This is a genomic window from Paenibacillus sp. DCT19 (assembly GCF_003268635.1).
Classification (GTDB): Bacteria; Bacillota; Bacilli; order Paenibacillales; family Paenibacillaceae; genus Paenibacillus.
On record NZ_CP029639.1, the window covers coordinates 6,367,043 to 6,385,569 of the forward strand.

An 18,527-nucleotide genomic window follows, 5' to 3' on the forward strand; every position below is an offset into this window, starting at 1 on the left:
CTCAGCGCCGAATTCCCGCGGCTGCTCGCATTCATGAAGGATATGTTCTACGTATTCTAATATATCTTGCATCGGTCTCCCGCATTGTTGACATGTTGTCATTTATCTCACCTTGTTCCTGTTCATCGCTAAGAATTTGTAATCGTGTTCCGATGTCTCATTACCCTTCGTACGCGAAAAAGAAACATTCGTTCCCCATGCTTCAGGGCAATCTATATAACCACAACGAAAGAGTATTTACACTGGCCACTGCGATGCCAGAACAACCTTCCGATCGCTGTTACCCCCAGATTCCTTTCATTCACTTCTCCAAAGGGGGAATCCGGGGATAAAGGCGAACGCTCCGCTTCTTCAGGTTATTTCTGTCCTCTCCGTTCTCGTGTAAACGTTTAGTTAATTTATATCTTATGGCATACGAAAAAGCCGTTTCCCGCTCAACCCTAAGGTCGACCAAGAAACGGCTCCATATTCCTATGATGGAAAATAAATATAAATAAATATAATTACGCGTCCAGTTGACCTGGCTTCTGCTGTTGCACGAGGCGTGGTTTAGGCTTCGGCAAGTTACCGAAGAAGACCCATGCGAATGGAATGAATCTCGCTGTCAAACCTACAACAATCCACGATGCGATCAAGGCAACCCCGAACCCTCCGGCATACCAGAGGTGAAGCAGCCACGACGTACCCGTTTGTGGAGGGAAATTCCGGTAAACGAGCAAGAAGAACGGATGAATCAGATAAATGCCGAAGGACAGCGCACCAAGTCGATTAAGCGGCTTAACGAGAAGTGCCGGCCCTTTACGATAGAGCAGATAAGAGATCTGGATCAGAACCAGCGCACAAGCGAAGGTATGCAGATTCCAGAAGAATTCGTACCACAGTGTGTTATAGGTTGCGATCTTAAGGCGCAGTAGATAATAGATGTACACATGCCCAAGACCGGCAAAGATCCATACAGCCCAGAGCAGCACCCATGAAGCTACCCGCCCTTTCGTTGCATTAGCACGGCTAATGACAAACCACTGTTTAATCTTAGGGAAATACACACCGATAAAGGCACCTAACATAAAGTACGAGAAGTAAGAGAACGCCCAGCTCCCTTTGTTAGGAACCTGGAATCCATACTTATTACTTACGATGAACGCCCACTGAATGAGTAATCCAATCGGCACGGACCATTTCACAACCGAAGGATACTTCTTGAGCAACCATAGCACAAACGGGAATAACAGATAGAATTGCATGTTGATAAACACAAAGTACAGATGCGTATACGCCTTACCCGTGAAGAGCTTGGTGATGAAGCTAAGGGCTGACTCGCCGAATGGGCGGCCTTGATAATGGATGTAATGCAGTAATACAAAATACATCAACGAAAACAAGAAATAAGGCAGTAAGATATACACGAATCTTTTCTTGTAAAAATTACTTACTAACTTCTTGTCCAACGGACGGGAATAATAGTTATAGAACAGCACAAAGCTACTCATAAAGATAAAGGTCGGCGTACCATATTTCATGAAAATATTAATAAAATTATACAGCCAGTAGTACCCTGACCCGGTCATGTCTACGGTGGCGTATGAAGTGGAATGCACACTTAGCACGCCGATTATAGCCATGGCCCGTACCAGATTTAGCTCTGGAATCCGCTCTCTTTTGATTGTTTCACTCATGTTTAGCGTTTCTCCTTCATTTGTTCGTCGATATGTCAGATATGACTTAATATAAGTAACACTCTCTCTATTAAAAAGCATAAAGCTTAATATGGGTAGTCCATTTTCTTAACATTTTCTAAATTTTCAAGCAGATTTCACATGTTTTTCATGTTCATCCATAGCAAAAAGACCGCTACAATGCGGTCTTAAGGGTCAGATAGCATATGTATTATGATTTATGGATGACCGGGATGAAAATGGTAAACTCAGGATCAGACTCATCCGTCTTCTGAGTCATAGGGTACACTTCGTAATGCGTAAGCGCACCTCCGGCTAACTGATATTCACTAGCGCCAATTCCCGTATATAGCTCGTTATATGACGCTTCAATGTTCTGACCCTTCGTGTGGTAACGCTTGGCATAATGGCTTGAAGCAACCCCAATACGCTCCATTCCCTTGGGAATCTCCTGTGTAGCACCAGCATCCACTTCAACGCCAACGTAATGAGTAAACCCGGTCTCTGTCATGTGATATGACAACCCAAGTAGCTCGTCCGGATGCAGCACATGCTGAATCTCGTTCAACCGACGTTTAAATTCCGACTGAATCACACGAATGCCACCGGCTCCTGCCTCGGCAAAGGTTCCTTCCCATTTCAAACCGACAACAACGCTTGCCTCTTTATGCACCAATTCAAACACACTATTTACCTGCTCCATGAACGCTCATCCTCTCACGATAATATAATTCACTTTCAGCCAGTTATTAGTAATTCACTCCACAATTATACATCAAATATAGTTGAAATAACTGTAATTTTTGTTAAATTTAAAAATAATCTGACGCCTGTTAGAAGACTATAAAACCACATCACGATTCATCTTAAAAACAAAAAAAACCGTAAGATCTCAAGAGATCATTACGGAGTAGAGTTTATATATCGCCTGTCTCACCAAGCTTTTTTGTGTAACTGTAATTCTCTAAAGCGCTCTAAAAATCCTTAGTATAACAACTCAGTTCTCTTTCGGACGACTAGCTAGAATCGTTTTATAAACCTCAATGGCAGCCTGACGCGAAGCTTTCAGATCGACAATGGCATGTTCCCGCGGCTGATGGATGTCTTTGCTGTGCAAATCCTTCAGATCAGGCAGCCATTTGCGAATATAATCCCCCTGAGGGTCATACTTTTCAGACTGTGTTACCGGATTATTCACTCGGAAATAGGGAGCGGCGTTCTCACCCAGCGAAGCACACCACAACCAATTGCCACGATTCTGGATATTGTCATAGTCTCGCAGCTTACGTCTGAAATAGGCTTCGCCTAACGTAAAGGGACACTGCAAATTTTTGGTCAGAAACATTGCAGTCAGAATACGGAGCCGGTTCGGCATACGTCCGGTCTCATTCAATTCGGTCATCGCTGCATCAATAATCGGAATGCCTGTCTCCGCCTTGCACCACTTCTCAAAATGTTCATCGTGTAACGCCGAGAGATCGTATACCTTCTCATACGTAAAATAGTGACTCTCATACACGGCACGGTACAGATAGAAATCCCGGAAGCATAACTGTCTAATCCATTCATACGAGTCCTCGGCTCGGCCGGCAGTATCATACATCTTACGAATCGATATCGCACCAACAGCCACATAGGAGCTCAGATGACTGGGTTCATACGCCTCATACTCATCCCGATGATCTCCGTAGTCTACCACTCGCTCTGCCAAGAAATCGTTCAATAATGGGAATGGATCTTCCACCGTAGTGTGTGTTAACAAATGCTCAGGCACATGCATGGATTCAGGAAATTCGATCTTGTGCTCACTTACCTTCAGATCTGCAACAGTGGTTGCTGAGGGCGGATTCGGATGCTCATTCATGAATTCGACCCAGCGTCGATGGAAGGCAGCGAATACTTTATAAGGCTCTGACTTACCTGTAAAAGCCGCAAAACCTGCAAGATTCATTAATAGATGGTCTGTCAAAAGGGTAAAGGTGACCTTCCGATCTTCCGCAACTTTACGTATGCTACGATCCCGCTCTATTGCGTAAGGGGTCATGTCCCGATGGACAACAACCTCATCGATACTGCCTTCCATCTGCTCTAAGATGTATTCCACGACTTCAGCAGGCTTACCATACGCAACATGCAGAGGTTGCCCTGCCTCACGGTATTGATTGCCAAGCTCCGCTGCATGTTGTAGAAAATTCACACCACTGTGCTCCTCGTCACGACCTTGACGCAGCAAGAATGGGTCATAGATAAACACATGCAGACTCTCTACTTCCTGATCTCGCAAATAATCGAATCCCACCAGGTCATCTGTTCGCAGATCTTTGCGATGTATGAACAATTTCATTGATATCCTCCTGCTGTGCCTGCACTACTTCGCCATCAGCTTTTGATAAAGTTGACTCGTCTCCGTCTCAGGTTGGTGACCAAGCTCCTCAAATAGCGTAAGTGTAAACGATGTATACAATTTGAGTATGGCTTGCTGATCATCCATGGATGCATACACCTCCATCATAAGACGGCAGACTTCTTCGGCATATGGCTCACGTTCTTGTAGTTGAATTAGCTGCTCGATTGATTCCTTACCTCGCCCATGATGCATATTCCACTTGGCGATATCCATTACAAGCTGCATATATTTCCGTTTAAGCTCACGCGCTTTGGCTTGAGACCAATGGTAATCATGCTCTTCCAGATAATCTCCTCGGTACAGTGCAGCGAATTCACGCAATTGCTCCACATTCTCTTCGGTGACTTCGCTGTAGCTTATACCTTGTTCGAACTGTTCTACGTCACTTACGAGATTACCCGCAAGAAGACGATAGCGGTTCATATTGTATTCTAGTTTGCCCGTCATATGCCATTCCTTCAGAAGCTTGCGAATCTGATACACCGATGTATGTAGATGAGTCAGACCTTTCTCCTGAGAGACGTCTGCCCATAACTTGTCCAGTATGACCTCTTTACTTACCCACTCATCCCGATGATGAAACAGAAAAGCAAACAGTTCCTGCGACTTCGTCGTGCGCCACTTATGCTTCTTCGCTTCAGGAGCTAGGCTTCTGTAAATATCCAGATGCTTAAAGGTGAGTAACCCAGGAACATCCGTGTGAACCTGTGGATCCTTCGCATCGGGCTCTACAATCTCGGCGGTGACCGCAACCTGGGAATGAGCCAAACCAACATTCATAATCCGGTCTACTGTCTTTGCTAATCTGGCAGAGCTTAACGGCTTCAAGACGTAATCCAAAGCATGCAATTCAAATGCCTCAACCGCATGATCAGCATATGCCGTTACAAATATAATCTGAACCTGGTAATCCAATTGCTGTATATATTCAGCCGCTTCCAGTCCATTCATCTCAGGCATTCCGATGTCCAAAAATACGACATCTACACGATTCTTGGCCAGAAAATCAATCCCTTCACGAGCTGTCGAAAAACATTGCACAGGTGTAATCCTTCCGTCCGACAATAACAGGCGCTCCAAATGCAGCTGCGCTGGTTTCTCGTCATCGATTACAATCGCTCTCACCGTTCCTCTAACCTCCTAACTATATACAATGGATTAAAGACGACTTACACGGAACACTTTGATGCTGAACAACCTCATATAATTATTATTGTATATTAATTAACTATTCTAAGGGTACATAAAACCGAATAATCGATCCCTTTCCCAAATGACTCTCAATCTCTAGACCTGTACCATACAGCGAGGTTAATCGCCGATTAATATTTTTCAAGCCGACGCCCCCCGGTCCTTCGGTACGCCCAGATTGAACCTGCGCTAGCCGCTCTGGCGATATGCCTACACCATTATCTTCGACCTGTACTAGGATATGGTCTCCTGTATTGGCGATCTTGAGAGATACCGTCCCTCCAGACGCACGCTCCATTACACCATGGCGAATGGCATTCTCCACCAGAGGTTGGATACTCAGTGGAGGGATATAGAGACGAATTCCAGGCTCGACGTCGTATAGAACAACCAGCCTTTCCTCGAATCGTGCTTTTTCCAAATGAACATAGGATTCAACAAGCTCCAGCTCCTTGTGAAGTGGCACAAGCTGATCTCTGTTCTGGAAGTCAAAACTCCCTCGTAGATACTGACTTAGTTCAACCAGCAAGTCTGTAGCCTTGTCCGGATTAACCGCACATGTGGCAATAATGACATTGAGCGCATTATAGAGAAAATGTGGTTTGATCTGTGCTTGTAAGAAGGCCATTTCGGTGCGAATCGCCCCCTGTACGGAGGCTTTCATCTCAATTAGCGTTCTGACCCTGGCGCGAAGCTCACCTGCATCTACAGGTTTACTCAAGAAATCATTCGCTCCAGCCTGAAAACCAAGCTTGATATCCTCAGGCAAGCCCCGCGCCGTCAACATCAGAATAGGTAGCTCAGATAATGAACTACGCTCCCTCAGCCTACGGCACAGCTCAATCCCAGACATACCAGGCATCATCCAGTCCGTCACCACCAGATCAATGCCAGCGTGTTTCTCACGCAGCTTCAGCGCAGCGGCTCCGCTATCGGCTGCAATGACGTGATATCGCTGTGTTGATAACAAGTTGATCAGGACTTGACGATTGACCGGATCATCGTCTACAACCAGGATCGTGTGATCCGCCTCAAAGACATAATCGTTTTCATCCAACTCATCAATGAATCCGTTATTCTTCTCAGCGCTCTGCGTGGCAGCTACGTACTGTGCTGCTGAGGGTTTATAGCTCGCTTGAAGTAAATTCGTCTGTGCGACCGGCAACGTAAAATGGAACACTGATCCTTCACCTGGAACGGATTCAACCCATATCGTTCCGCCGCCTAACTCAACAAGTTTACGTGTAATACTTAGGCCGAGCCCCGTACCTCCCATGACGTTCTCACTTGTCCCATTGCCCTGCTCATAGGATTGAAAAATATCTTCCAGCTTCTCCGCAGCGATGCCTACACCAGTATCAGCAACGGAGACGGTCACCTGGTCACCCTCAACAGTCGCATATAGGTGAATTTCGCCTTGGTGGGTATACTTGTACGCATTCCCCAGCAGATTGTACAAAATCTGCCGTAGCCGATCCTCATCCGCTTCCACAAGCGGCATACCCTGCGGCCACTGCTGGAGCAGTACAATTGGCTTATCTCCGAAGGTAAAGTCGGAAACCTCCACGACTGTACGTGCGATGGATTCCAGATCCACCGCTTCTCGTTTCAGTTCAATTTCACTATTTTTAAGCTTGGAAAAATCAAGAATGTCGTTAATTAGCAAAGAGAGCCGTCTGCCTGTAGAAGTGATCATAGACAGGTTTTTGGCCTGCTTTTTCGTAACTTCACCTGCAGCACCCTCCAGCATGGACTGGGCAATATTAATGATTCCGTGTAGCGGCGTGCGGAGCTCATGAGAAGTATTAGCCATAAACTCATCTTTGAGGCTATCAATGACAAGCAACCGCTCAGATAAAGCCTCAACCTCACGAAAGGATTCCGCAAATCGAATGGCTGTTAGGATCATCTGTATGAAAATAAATAATAATAGCTCATACAACGCTAGAAACGATGTATCCCAAGTGGTAAAGGCACCCACGGTATGCAGCACCACAACCATCATCAGGCTCATCATGCTAAGTAATGCAAAATGTCCATCATTCGGTCTCATTTTCAACCAAAACACCATAGCTCTAAGCGAGTAAAGGATGACAACGAGAGAAATAAGTAACATATATGGCGTTAGACGTGAAAACACGGCTGGTGGTAACGCAAGCCCGATTACACATTGTAGAATGACCAGCGTGACACCAAGTCGAACAAACCATTGATGCACAGCACCCGGAACAATAACATCGATATACCGGAGCAGATAGTAATACGCAAGGGCCGCACTAAGAAACTGAATCCGCAGGATTTCGTTATTCGGGAGAAAGGGTAGAAATGTACCTAACAACTTCTCTCCATGGGTCAATGCATACGTCGCACCAGCGAGACTGAACAAGCCCAGATAACGAAGTTCACTTTCGTTCTGCCTTAATCTGAATAACAGTAAGAAGAATGCCGCAGGAAACAGGAATCCGAAGAGAGCCATCAGATCGGTAAGCCAGCTCCATTGCTGGCTATTCTGGATGCTACGTTCATCTCCGAATAAGACTGAGGCAACGATCCCGCCGGAGGAGTAGCTATAGTTAGATACCTGAATAAGAATATCCGCACTCTCTCCATCAATGGATGTAAAGCCGGTGAACGGCAGATTGAGCTGGATATCAATATCTGGATTGACCCCAGGCAGACCTTTACCGCCGATTTCTTTGCCATCCAAAAAAATACGATGAGCCATGCGGATATTCTGAGAGCGTATGCCATAATCGTTCTTAATAACATTGGGATCAATCTTAATGCGTACATGATATGTACCGAATCCATGTGCTTGACCAAGTGTTTTATTCCACTGTGAGGGAACTTTCACCTGTGAATGAGGCGATAATGCCTTACGTCCAGATCGATCAGCCTCCAGATCAACGGGTGTCAACAGTTGATTCGGATAGAAATCCCAATCACCATCAAGCGTTGCAGAACCCTTTTGGTCAAAGTCCCATTGAGTCAGATCTATGAATCCATCCTGGACGGTTGGATTGGTACGATCGGATATTAAGGTATGCGCTACCCAACCCAGCGGAAATATCACAATGCATATGAAGCTGATCGTGAGCATAATCCAGTGTTTTTTCATCCTAAATCCTTCCGTCTCTAGAGAAGAACGTCTAAATTTGTCGTTTAATCGTCATAAATCTAAATTCAAAAAGGGCGATCTTTTTGAACAACCTACCTCTATAAATCCATGTTACACGTTTCTCGTGTAGACGGAAATAGTTGGAGCAGCTATTTTTGCAAAACAAAAAGCCACAAACTCGTCTACCGGCATGCTCGCCCGCATCGAATTTGCAGCTTTCTGGCTCTATCACGCTGTTATTTCACTATAATTCCATTGGAATTACAGTAAATACATTATTGAACCTCTTGCGCAAGTTTCTGTACAATTCCCACCCAGCCTTGTTCCATACGCTCACGTACGATGGCATGCGCTTGTCCGAATTCAGTCAATTGATCGGCATCCCAACCACTGTGAGTTAACGTAAACCGGGTTCCTTCAGGCTGTTCGTTCAGCTCAAATGTAAGCGTCCAGTCCTTGCCCCAACGAAAAGAAAGCTTGTGCTCCGGCTTGACTTCAATCACCTTGCATGGGGATTGCCCAAAGGGTCCTGCTTCCAATATGAATTCATGACCTTCTGTTGCTTCCATGTTACTAGGCATGAACCAACGACCCATACCTTGTGCTGTGGATACGATCTCCCACACCTTGCTTACCGGCGCATGAATGAGTACCTGCTGTCGAATATCCGGCAATGCACTTGCTGAATCCATTCTACTTCCTCCTAGAAATCAGTACCCGCGAGAATATTGCGTCGCAATTCCAGCCTGATCCTTCGTAATGCCAAGTGCCAGCGCTGCATGGTTCGCCCAATACGGGTCACGCAGCATACCTCTACCTATAGCGACCAAGTCAGCATCACCGTTTCCAATAACCGCTTCGGCTAAGGCATACTCATCAAGCAACCCTACCGCAATGACAGGAACGTTCAATTCCTCACGGAAACGGCGTGCAAAAGGAACCTGATATCCAGGATAGTTACCTGGTTTTCTCTGTCCTGTAGGCCCTTCACCACCTGAGCTGATATGGAACATATCTACACCGGCCTCCTGATAGGCACGAGACATCTCAAGGGTATGATCTATATCATATCCACCATCAGCATATTCTACTGCGGAAATCCGCAGAATAAGTGGCATATCCTCAGGCATTTCCTTTTTCACTGCACGAATCACTTCAACGCCAAACTGGGATAGATTCTGGCCGTATTTATCTTCCCGGTGGTTCATCAGCTTGGAGTGGAATTGATGCATCAGATATCCGTGTGCCCCATGTAGTTCGATTGCATCTACACCTGCTTGAACCGCACGACGAACACCGTCTGCGTATTTCTGCACCATTTCTTCGACTTCTTCTGTCGTTAACGCTCTTGGAGTCTTGAAGTTCTCCCCAGGGAATGTCACAACAGAAGGTGCAACAGGCTGCTCGGCATCCTGTGCTTTTCGTCCTGCGTGAGCAATCTGAATCGCCACTTTGGAACCGTGGGCATGTATGCTATCAATCAGCTTGCGAAAAGCTGGAATGTGATCATCTGACCATATCCCGAGGTCATTATCGGTGATGCGTCCATCTGGGTCAACATCTGTCATCTCAATGACGATCAGACCTGTGCCTCCAACAGCACGACTCACATAGTGAACCTGGTGCCACTCATTAGGAATACCATCCTTGGCATCTACGGAATACTGGCACATCGGCGCCATAACAATACGATTATTTAACTGTAATCCCTTGAACTGATAGGGAGAAAATAAAGTCTCTGACATATGGGCTACATCTCCTATTCAAATCTTCTGATATATATATTGAGCTTGTTAGCTTGCGTCATTTCTATTATGAACTTTACCTACCGGAATACAAGTACGTACATTTCTGTGCCCTAGTACCCTTTTTTATACCTGACCTCATCTATAAACGCTACTCAGCGAACACCCAGTTAAACGTGATATTATACCAGTAGAGACTAAAACTAAAGGAGCGATTAATGGTGAAAGACATCCTAATCCAAAGATTAACCACTTATGTGCAGATGGATACACAATCTGACGAAAACAATGAAACGTGCCCTTCCACACCAGGTCAGTTGGCACTAGGCGAATTACTCGTTAAGGAGTGCCAATCCATTGGGCTACAGGACGTTACCGTGGATGAGAACGGTTATGTGATGGCAACGCTCCCCTCCAATACTGACAAAGACGTTCCTGTAATTGGTTTCCTTGCTCATCTGGACACGGCTACCGATTTTACAGGCAAAAATGTTAAACCACAGGTCATCTCCAATTATGATGGACAAGATATCACATTGAATAAAGAGCTGGATGTTGTTTTGTCCACGACGGACTTTCCGGAACTGCGTGAATACAAAGGACATACCTTGATTACAACGGATGGCACGACGCTTCTCGGTGCAGACAACAAGGCGGGTATCGCTGAGATTATGACGGCGATGGCATACCTGATTGAGCATCCAGAGTTGAAGCACGGGAAAATACGGGTCGCATTTACCCCTGATGAAGAAATCGGTCGTGGGCCGCACAAGTTTGACGTAGCTGCATTCGGTGCGAAATACGCTTATACCGTCGATGGCGGCCCACTCGGAGAACTGGAATATGAGAGCTTCAATGCCGCAGCAGCTAAGATTACAGTGCGGGGCACCAATGTGCATCCTGGAACAGCCAAAGGCAAAATGGTCAATTCCGCTAAAATTGCGATGGAACTGAACCGCCGGCTGCCTGTAGAAGAAGCGCCCGAATTCACTGAAGGTTATGAAGGTTTCTACCACCTCATATCCATCGAGGGCGACGTTGAACTGACCAAACTGAGTTACATTATTCGTGACTTTGATCGTGAGAAGTTCGAGGAACGCAAAGCCTACCTTCTGAATGTAACGAATGAACTCAAAGCCAAATATGGCGAGAAGAGCATTACCATTGAGATCAACGATCAGTACTACAACATGCGTGAGAAAATTGAACCTGTGCGTCAGATCGTAGATATTGCACATGAAGCCATGACGCGCCTTGATATCGAACCAATCATTCGTCCTATTCGTGGCGGAACAGATGGCTCCCAGCTCTCCTACATGGGTATGCCTACCCCTAATATTTTCACAGGTGGCGAGAACTATCATGGTAAATTCGAGTATGTATCGGTTGATAACATGGTGAAAGCCACTCAGGTTATTGTGGAAATTGCTCAATTGTTCGAGGATCGAGGAGAGATTTAACGTTTCAGAGAACGAACGAATAGGAATAGCTCACAATGAATTAGCACCCTCTTTTGCATTAGCAAAAAGGGTGCTTTTTACCTGTCATTCATACATATTTCCACCTGCGATTTCACGGAGCTCTTCTACATTGTTAATGACGATTTTGCGCTGCTCTTTACGTATAATATTTCGCTCGCTCAGGTCAAGAATCACACGGTTCAGATGCCTGTAACTCGTGCCTAACATATCCGCAAGATCAGTCAGCTTGGAGGTCTGAATCTCCTCGGTCACCTGACTCTCCTGCTCCATTGTAGACAGCAAGTAACTAGCGAACCGACTTTCGACCGGATACAACAGATTTAAACTGGATAGGTTGGAGAACGTGTACAGCTTATGTGTCACCTGTTCAAGCATGAAATGTAGGAACTTGGCATTTTCAGCATAGGTGTTTTGCAGGTAACGATAGCTAACAGCGAGCAGCAGACTTTTGTTAACCGACTCGACTGTATTTTTCGCTTCTTTGCCGTTCACCAGTTCCAGATCGCATACAAGTGCAAGTGGGGTGCTAAAGCGAAGCAACAGAGACTTGCCATTGGGTAGTGTGGTATAGATCTTGAGTTTACCCTGAACTAAGAAATACAGGCGCTCGGGTCGTTCTCCTTTGGCACAGATGATTTCCCCTTCAGAAGCCTCAAGCAGTCTGAGCTCAGCGAATGCAGATTGATCCAACACCTGGTCTAAACCATTGTTACGTGCAAGCTGGCGCATTCGCTCAAAATCCATAATTTCTCTCATCCAGCCAAGCCTCCTTCTCACCCAAATTACATATACAAACGGACATATGTCCCAAAAATGATATGCACAACTACAAATATCTTGATATAAAAACAGTTACAACTAGCACTTATATCCAGTAAATCAGTTTTAATGGAAGACAATTTAAAAATAAGACTGAAAACTGTCATTATTTTATCAAAAAAAGCGTTCAGGATTACGCCCATACGTCCGATGAAAGATAAAGTGTTACGTGCGTCCGATGATACCAAATTAAATTATAAATATGGAAAGGGTGGCTTTAACCCATGAATGTGATCGATGCTCTTACGAAAGCTATGCCTTATATCAGTCTGATTCTTAGAGAACCTGCTAGCCTGACTCTCTACGATCATGAAAAAGTCGTAGAGGTCTTTACGACAGAAAACTTTGTTGACCTTGGTTTCCGCAAAGGCATGGATCTCTTAGATGATTACAGAAACTTTGCCGTACTGAAAAATGGGCGTGAAGCTACCATCTCTAACCTGCCCGTAGAAATTTTCGGTCGCGAACTGGATGTACTTAATATCCCAATCTTTGATGATCACAACAATGTTGTGGCGGTTTTCTGCGTGTCCTATGATCAGACGAATCAGAATCAGCTTGAGGATATTATACAGGAAAATCAAAATATCAATACAAACCTGGTGGATATGGTTCAGCATGTCGCGGCTCATGCCGAGGAATTGCAAGCAACCAGTGAACAAATCCTTGAGAATGCACGCCTTGCCGTGCAGAATTCCTCCCAGATTAACAAAGTCGCTGGATTCATTCGTGAGATTTCCGAACAAACGAATCTACTCGGACTCAATGCTGCAATTGAAGCAGCACGCGTGGGTGAAGCAGGCGCAGGGTTCGGCGTTGTTGCTTCTGAAGTGCGCAAGCTGTCTGTGGATGCCAAACAAGCAACGACAGATATTGATGCCAGCCTGAAAGATGTACAGCAGGTCATTAAACAGATGGAGGTTGAGGTTTCCCAGATTGCGGCTTCTTCCCAAGAACAAGCTACACTGGTTCAATCCTTCACCGATGTTATTGAGAAGCTGAACCAGACCGGCGAACAGATGAAAACTTTGTCGGAGCAACTGATCAGCTACTCGATCTCCAAATAAACGAAAATGCACTCCTGGGGTGGAATCATCTCCACCCCGTAATAGGGAATGTGACAAACAGGGCTTCTTCATCCCTTTACGGGATGGCAGAAGCCCTGTTTTTATTTTAAATACTATGAATGGTGTTGCATGGTCTAATGCCCACATCAATCAATTTAAAGCTACATTTTACGCTTTAATCTGGTTAGTCACTGCTTCCGCCTCTGATTCCCAGCACTCTACTTCGCCCGGGATCTCAATTCGATCACGCGTAAAGACTGGATTATGCCCCTCAGCTTTTTGTTTCTTATAATCCTTCAGAGCGGCAAACGTTACTTTGGACAACATTAGAATTGCAATCAGGTTCACGACAACCATAAGTCCCATGAACAAGTCTGCCAGATCCCAAACCAGCTGTACTTTAGCTACTGCTCCGAATATAACCATAGCAATAACGCTTACACGATATAGCCATAGCCACCCTTTATTGGATTTGATAAATTCAATGTTCGTTTCCCCATAATAATAGTTTCCGATAAGGGTACTGAAGGCAAATAGGAATATCATAATAGCGAGAAAACCAGAAGCCCATGATCCGATATGCACGCTCAGTGCAGCCTGGGTCAATTCAATACCACCTAAGTCTGAGCCTTGATACACGCCTGATAATAAAATAATCATCGCAGTACTTGTACAGATAATCAATGTGTCTGTCAGCACACCAAAGGCTTGAATAAGCCCTTGCTTCACGGGATGTGACGTGTCTGCAGTGGCTGCAGCATTTGGTGCACTACCCATACCTGCCTCATTGGAGAACAAACCACGTTTAACCCCGTTCATCAGTGCCGCTCCTAGCGTACCGCCAGCTACCTGTTCAATGCCGAAGGCATTTTTGACAATGAGAAAAATCATGGCTGGAAGCTGGGTGATGTTCGACAGCACAACAAATGCCGCCACGCCAATATACAGGACAGCCAGCACAACAACGATGTACTCCGATGCCTTCGCGATCCGCTTCACACCACCCATGATGATGGCTGCAAATACCACGGCCATAATGATCCCAACGGTCAACCGATCCATGCCAAATGAATTTTGGAATGCTACTGTAATCGTGTTCGACTGCACAGCGTTAAAGACAAGCCCGAAGGATAACGTAATGAGAATTGCAAAAAGAACACCCATCCAGCGCTTACCGAGCCCGCGCTCCATATAATAGGCGGGACCTCCGCGAAATCCACCATTGTCTTTGATTTTATAGATCTGAGCAAGCGTACTTTCCACAAAGCTAGAAGCGGAACCAATAATAGCGATGATCCACATCCAGAATACCGCTCCAGGACCACCCAGCGCGATTGCTATGGCTATACCCGTGATGTTTCCTGTACCTACACGTGCGGCCATACTAATACAAAAAGCCTGAAACGGCGAGATTTTACCCGGTTCTTTGCTTCGAGGCTCAGCGAGCACCTTCACCATATCACCGATCATACGGAACTGCATGAACTTGGTTTTGGTTGTGAAATACACCCCACATACGACCAACAATAGTATTAATAACTTAGACCATAGAAAATCGTTGAAATTGACAACGATATCTTGTATTGTTTGCTCCATCGGCAACGCCCCTTTTACATGTTTGTCTCGTTATATAGCCCTTCTAACTGCACGACTGAAATGTTGTTCCAATCCTAGATTCATGCACAATATGACTCGCCCGGAATGGGCTGCTTGAATCTGGATACACTTGTCGTTAAGTGCATATGATTTGTACCATTACACATAAGCAGGGTTGTACTCTTTTAGATGTTACCTATACTACAATCTCAACTACGGAAATCGACAAATACCTACATCGAATCATTTAATTTTTTTATAAAAAATCGAATTTCGGTTCAACCGCTGTTACGTTACCTAACATCAGCACTCAAAAAATGTATCTCAGCTGAAACACTAAGCCGTCTTCTATAAGGTTAGATAAGGGCGAAAAGACAGTGAAAGATGCACCTTAGCGAGTTTCCAGACATGTCCTAACTTGATGTGATGGGATTCCATGGTCTTCACATGGGGATAGAGAACGAAGTATGATAAGAATGATGATGTTCAACCAACGGACTTTTCGGCTGAATCCCATATTCGATGCTGAGATGCCTTCAGGCATCCTTCGTAATCAAAAGCGGACTTTTTGAACAACCTCTAGAAGAGGGGAGGAGACTGAGAATGCGTTATTTTATTGTTGATGACGATGCAGGAGTTCGCTCTATGCTGATTGATATTATTGAAGATGAGGGGCTTGGGGAAATTGCGGGAGAAGCCGAGGACGGGATTCATATTCATGCGGATCTGTTAGAGATGCATAAGGTGGATGTCCTGCTCATTGATCTACTCATGCCGCAACGAGACGGAATACAGACTGTGCGTGCACTGGAAGGACGATTCGATGGCAAGGTCGTCATGATCTCACAGATTGAGTCCAAAAATATGATTGGGGAAGCCTATTCTCTTGGGGTAGAATACTATGTTACGAAGCCGATTAACCGATTGGAGATTATGTCCGTTCTGCGTTTAGTCGAGGAGCGTCTGCGCATGCAACAATCCATTCAGGATATTCAGCGCACACTTCAAGGCTTGTCCCGACTACAATCATCAGAACGCACAGCAGCACCCGCCCTGATAAAACCATCACAACGGCAGGACATTTCCTTCTATCCGAGATGGGGATGATTGGTGAGGCAGGCAGCAGAGACCTTCTAGATATGCTTGAATATCTGGAAGAGCTTGAGGCTGAAGACCAGAAATTATCTACGTATACGCTGCCGTCGCTCAAAGATATTTTTCAGAATGTGGCCATCCGTAAGCTAGGGGCTGATGCTTCAGCCGTGGAGATAACCAAGGAAGTAAAAGCGTCGGAGCAACGCGTTCGTCGAGCGATCTTCCAAACGTTAAGCCATGTCGTTTCATTAGGACTGACGGATTACACTCATCCTAAGTTTGAGAATTACGCATCCAAATTTTTCGATTTCACGGAGATCCGCAAAAAAATGCTGGAGCTACAAAACAATGTGGAACCGTCCTTGTCCCAAACGCGCATTAACACGAAGAAATTTGTCCAAGTTCTCTACCTGGAAGCCAAGCGCTTACTGCATTAGGGAGAACCCCGTGCTCCATAAAATACGGACATGACCGAACTGGAATGATACAGCCCCTTGTTCTTACGCTGTATGTTCCAGTTATTTTCATGCCCGCATAGGGATAATCGATTTATAGAGGTTATTCAAAAAGTCCGCTTTGGATTACGAAGGGTGCCTGCCAGCATCTCAGCATTGGAATATGGGATGCAGCCGAACGAAGTGGATGAAACAATGTTGTTCTGATCTATATGTAAAAAGGTTTAAATACACTTATTCATTTCGCTTGGAATTATATTATTCTTGCTCTCGTCTGACTCCGATTTAATCGATTATATTCATTGATTAATTCATCCAAAGCCATGGACTGCCGAATAACATCGGGATGCCCCAACCCGCCCCCATGATGTTCAACCAACATGTGAAGGCTGCGTCTGGCTTTCTCGATCCGATTGATTAAATCCAAACTCATAACCATCTACCTAAGACCTCCTTATTTCTGTGTTATATTCTAGATTTTTCTGTCAATCTATAGTTGGTTTAACATATGGCATAAGAGCCATGGATGTTTTGTATCTTACTCCAATTTTTGATAGTCGGGATTATCGTTAGGTCAATATTCACGCCAAACCCTTAATGTAACGCCTTTATTCATTTTACATTTTTTACCCATTCATCTTTCACTAACAAATGTGTCATTATTGTGTATCCCTTGAAGAAAAACACCTTACCCGTCTACAACCGCCCTCATAAGGTAATAAAATCCCTTTCCATAACCGATTCATTCGGGTACAATAGGGCGATGTGTGTGTCCGGACCCGGCGGATACGAACGATATAGTTTAGAGGATGGCTTATACAAGCCCATGATCCTGATATGATATTATTGGAGGCTTATCAACACCATGCAAACTGATTCACGGACACAAGTTAAAATCATCAACGCCGATCCCAGCGCAATGGGGTTATTTGGGTTGGCTATCGTTACACTTGTCGCTTCTTCCCAGAAGCTCGGCATCACCGAAGGACTTAGCTACGCTATTCCTTGGGCGATCTTCCTTGGTGCATTCGCCCAGTTGTTCGCCTGCATTCAAGACTCCAAACGCAACAATACTTTTGGTACCACTGCTTTTGGCGCATATGCCTTCTTCTGGTTTGCTATGGGAGCAAACTGGATGATCAAAATGGGCGTATTCGGCTCAACGCTGGCGGAACAGACAGACGGTAAACAGCTCGGATTTGCCTTTGCCGGATATCTCGTGTTCACCCTGTTCATGACCCTGGGTGCCGTAGAAGCCAATAAAGTACTGCTTATTATCTTTATCCTGATTGACTTCTTATTCCTTGGTCTGACCTTTGATGCTTTCGGCGTAGCTCCTCACATCTTCCACACGATCGCAGCTTATGCAGAACTTGCAATTGGAATCGTGTCATTGTATGGAACAGGTGCTTCTGTACTGAACGCTCACTTCGGACGGGAGTTCTTGCCAGTCGGAGGCCCATCGGGCATTTTCAAACCTAAGGCTTAACATACAAGCAAGCCATACGTGCAAACTATCCGTGTCCACGAAGAAGAAACCTTCAAGCAATGTGCTTGAAGGCCTCTGACTTGAGCATATCAGGTTCGTAGTGGTGCACAATAGATACACTAACCGCCCGCGCGCCGGTCCGCGCCTGGCGGTTTTTTTTTGACCCAAACTCTACATTTGTATATCAAAATAACCGAAACCTATACTAAGTCGTGTCTGAAAACTCGCTGAAGTGCATCTTTCACCCCCTTTTCGCCCCCTGCTGCGTCACTTTCCCTTGACGTGCCCCGGCACGCCTGCGGAAAACTTCCTAGCTTGGAACGAAAATTCGGTAAAATCTGCGTCCTTCGGAGTTTTCAGACACTCCTAGAAGTGCGACCACTACAAA

13 protein-coding genes and 1 pseudogene are annotated in these 18,527 nt (G+C 45.3%); 4 read left to right on the forward strand and 10 right to left on the reverse strand.

The window, feature by feature from the left end:
- Window positions 1-503: 503 nt before the first annotated feature.
- The 7 genes from DMB88_RS28810 to DMB88_RS28840 form a co-directional block, all read right to left on the reverse strand.
- Window positions 504-1,676: an acyltransferase gene (locus DMB88_RS28810; protein ID WP_128104038.1), complete on the reverse strand. Its 1,173-nt coding sequence runs from the start codon at window positions 1,674-1,676 to the stop codon at window positions 504-506.
- A 211-nt stretch (window positions 1,677-1,887) separates the two neighbouring features.
- Window positions 1,888-2,379 (reverse strand): GyrI-like domain-containing protein, encoded by a 492-nt coding sequence (locus tag DMB88_RS28815; RefSeq protein WP_128104039.1) that lies wholly within the window; start codon window positions 2,377-2,379, stop codon window positions 1,888-1,890.
- A 294-nt stretch (window positions 2,380-2,673) separates the two neighbouring features.
- Entirely contained in the window at window positions 2,674-4,020 is a 1,347-nt protein-coding gene (locus tag DMB88_RS28820) for a cryptochrome/photolyase family protein (RefSeq protein ID WP_128104040.1), read from the reverse strand.
- A gap of 24 nt (window positions 4,021-4,044) precedes the next feature.
- Window positions 4,045-5,208, reverse strand: a complete 1,164-nt coding sequence (locus DMB88_RS28825; RefSeq protein ID WP_128104041.1) for a response regulator — start codon at window positions 5,206-5,208, stop codon at window positions 4,045-4,047.
- A 103-nt stretch (window positions 5,209-5,311) separates the two neighbouring features.
- Complete coding sequence (locus DMB88_RS28830) at window positions 5,312-8,392, reverse strand: hybrid sensor histidine kinase/response regulator (protein WP_128104042.1); 3,081 nt, start codon at window positions 8,390-8,392, stop codon at window positions 5,312-5,314.
- A gap of 275 nt (window positions 8,393-8,667) precedes the next feature.
- Entirely contained in the window at window positions 8,668-9,084 is a 417-nt protein-coding gene (locus tag DMB88_RS28835; protein WP_128104043.1) for an SRPBCC family protein, read from the reverse strand.
- An 18-nt stretch (window positions 9,085-9,102) separates the two neighbouring features.
- The gene (locus DMB88_RS28840; RefSeq protein ID WP_128104044.1) at window positions 9,103-10,137 is read right to left on the reverse strand and encodes an NADH:flavin oxidoreductase/NADH oxidase; all 1,035 of its coding nucleotides are present in this window, start codon (window positions 10,135-10,137) and stop codon (window positions 9,103-9,105) included.
- A gap of 221 nt (window positions 10,138-10,358) precedes the next feature.
- On the opposite strand from DMB88_RS28840, the gene pepT reads away from it, so the two are divergent.
- Window positions 10,359-11,597, forward strand: a complete 1,239-nt coding sequence (gene pepT / locus DMB88_RS28845; protein ID WP_128104657.1) for a peptidase T — start codon at window positions 10,359-10,361, stop codon at window positions 11,595-11,597.
- An 84-nt stretch (window positions 11,598-11,681) separates the two neighbouring features.
- On the opposite strand, the gene DMB88_RS28850 is transcribed toward pepT, so the two are convergent.
- Complete coding sequence (locus tag DMB88_RS28850; protein WP_128104045.1) at window positions 11,682-12,374, reverse strand: Crp/Fnr family transcriptional regulator; 693 nt, start codon at window positions 12,372-12,374, stop codon at window positions 11,682-11,684.
- Window positions 12,375-12,661: 287 nt separating this feature from the next.
- On the opposite strand from DMB88_RS28850, the gene DMB88_RS28855 reads away from it, so the two are divergent.
- The gene (locus DMB88_RS28855; protein ID WP_128104046.1) at window positions 12,662-13,504 is read left to right on the forward strand and encodes a methyl-accepting chemotaxis protein; all 843 of its coding nucleotides are present in this window, start codon (window positions 12,662-12,664) and stop codon (window positions 13,502-13,504) included.
- A 168-nt stretch (window positions 13,505-13,672) separates the two neighbouring features.
- Here the strand turns inward: DMB88_RS28855 and DMB88_RS28860 are convergent, their stop codons facing one another.
- The gene (locus tag DMB88_RS28860) at window positions 13,673-15,100 is read right to left on the reverse strand and encodes an alanine/glycine:cation symporter family protein (RefSeq protein WP_128104047.1); all 1,428 of its coding nucleotides are present in this window, start codon (window positions 15,098-15,100) and stop codon (window positions 13,673-13,675) included.
- Window positions 15,101-15,703: 603 nt separating this feature from the next.
- Here DMB88_RS28860 and DMB88_RS28865 point away from each other — a divergent pair.
- A pseudogene (locus tag DMB88_RS28865) lies at window positions 15,704-16,632 on the forward strand (response regulator).
- A gap of 271 nt (window positions 16,633-16,903) precedes the next feature.
- On the opposite strand, the gene DMB88_RS28870 reads toward DMB88_RS28865, so the two are convergent.
- The gene (locus tag DMB88_RS28870; protein WP_128104048.1) at window positions 16,904-17,089 is read right to left on the reverse strand and encodes an aspartyl-phosphate phosphatase Spo0E family protein; all 186 of its coding nucleotides are present in this window, start codon (window positions 17,087-17,089) and stop codon (window positions 16,904-16,906) included.
- Between the two features lie 426 nt (window positions 17,090-17,515).
- Here DMB88_RS28870 and DMB88_RS28875 point away from each other — a divergent pair, with 426 nt between their 5' ends.
- Window positions 17,516-18,139, forward strand: coding sequence for an acetate uptake transporter (locus DMB88_RS28875; protein WP_128104049.1), 624 nt, complete (start codon window positions 17,516-17,518; stop codon window positions 18,137-18,139).
- Window positions 18,140-18,527 lie beyond the last annotated feature (388 nt).

What these genes read in the sequence shown, in the direction of transcription:
- DMB88_RS28830 (WP_128104042.1), bottom strand. Translation starts at nt 8,392, where the DNA reads ATGAAAAAACACTGGATTATGCTCACGATCAGCTTCATATGCATTGTG.
- DMB88_RS28875 (WP_128104049.1), top strand. Translation starts at nt 17,516, where the DNA reads ATGCAAACTGATTCACGGACACAAGTTAAAATCATCAACGCCGATCCC.
- DMB88_RS28835 (WP_128104043.1), bottom strand. Translation starts at nt 9,084, where the DNA reads ATGGATTCAGCAAGTGCATTGCCGGATATTCGACAGCAGGTACTCATT.
- DMB88_RS28840 (WP_128104044.1), bottom strand. Translation starts at nt 10,137, where the DNA reads ATGTCAGAGACTTTATTTTCTCCCTATCAGTTCAAGGGATTACAGTTA.
- DMB88_RS28855 (WP_128104046.1), top strand. Translation starts at nt 12,662, where the DNA reads ATGAATGTGATCGATGCTCTTACGAAAGCTATGCCTTATATCAGTCTG.
- DMB88_RS28820 (WP_128104040.1), bottom strand. Translation starts at nt 4,020, where the DNA reads ATGAAATTGTTCATACATCGCAAAGATCTGCGAACAGATGACCTGGTG.
- DMB88_RS28815 (WP_128104039.1), bottom strand. Translation starts at nt 2,379, where the DNA reads ATGGAGCAGGTAAATAGTGTGTTTGAATTGGTGCATAAAGAGGCAAGC.
- DMB88_RS28850 (WP_128104045.1), bottom strand. Translation starts at nt 12,374, where the DNA reads ATGAGAGAAATTATGGATTTTGAGCGAATGCGCCAGCTTGCACGTAAC.
- DMB88_RS28810 (WP_128104038.1), bottom strand. Translation starts at nt 1,676, where the DNA reads ATGAGTGAAACAATCAAAAGAGAGCGGATTCCAGAGCTAAATCTGGTA.
- DMB88_RS28870 (WP_128104048.1), bottom strand. Translation starts at nt 17,089, where the DNA reads ATGGTTATGAGTTTGGATTTAATCAATCGGATCGAGAAAGCCAGACGC.
- DMB88_RS28860 (WP_128104047.1), bottom strand. Translation starts at nt 15,100, where the DNA reads ATGGAGCAAACAATACAAGATATCGTTGTCAATTTCAACGATTTTCTA.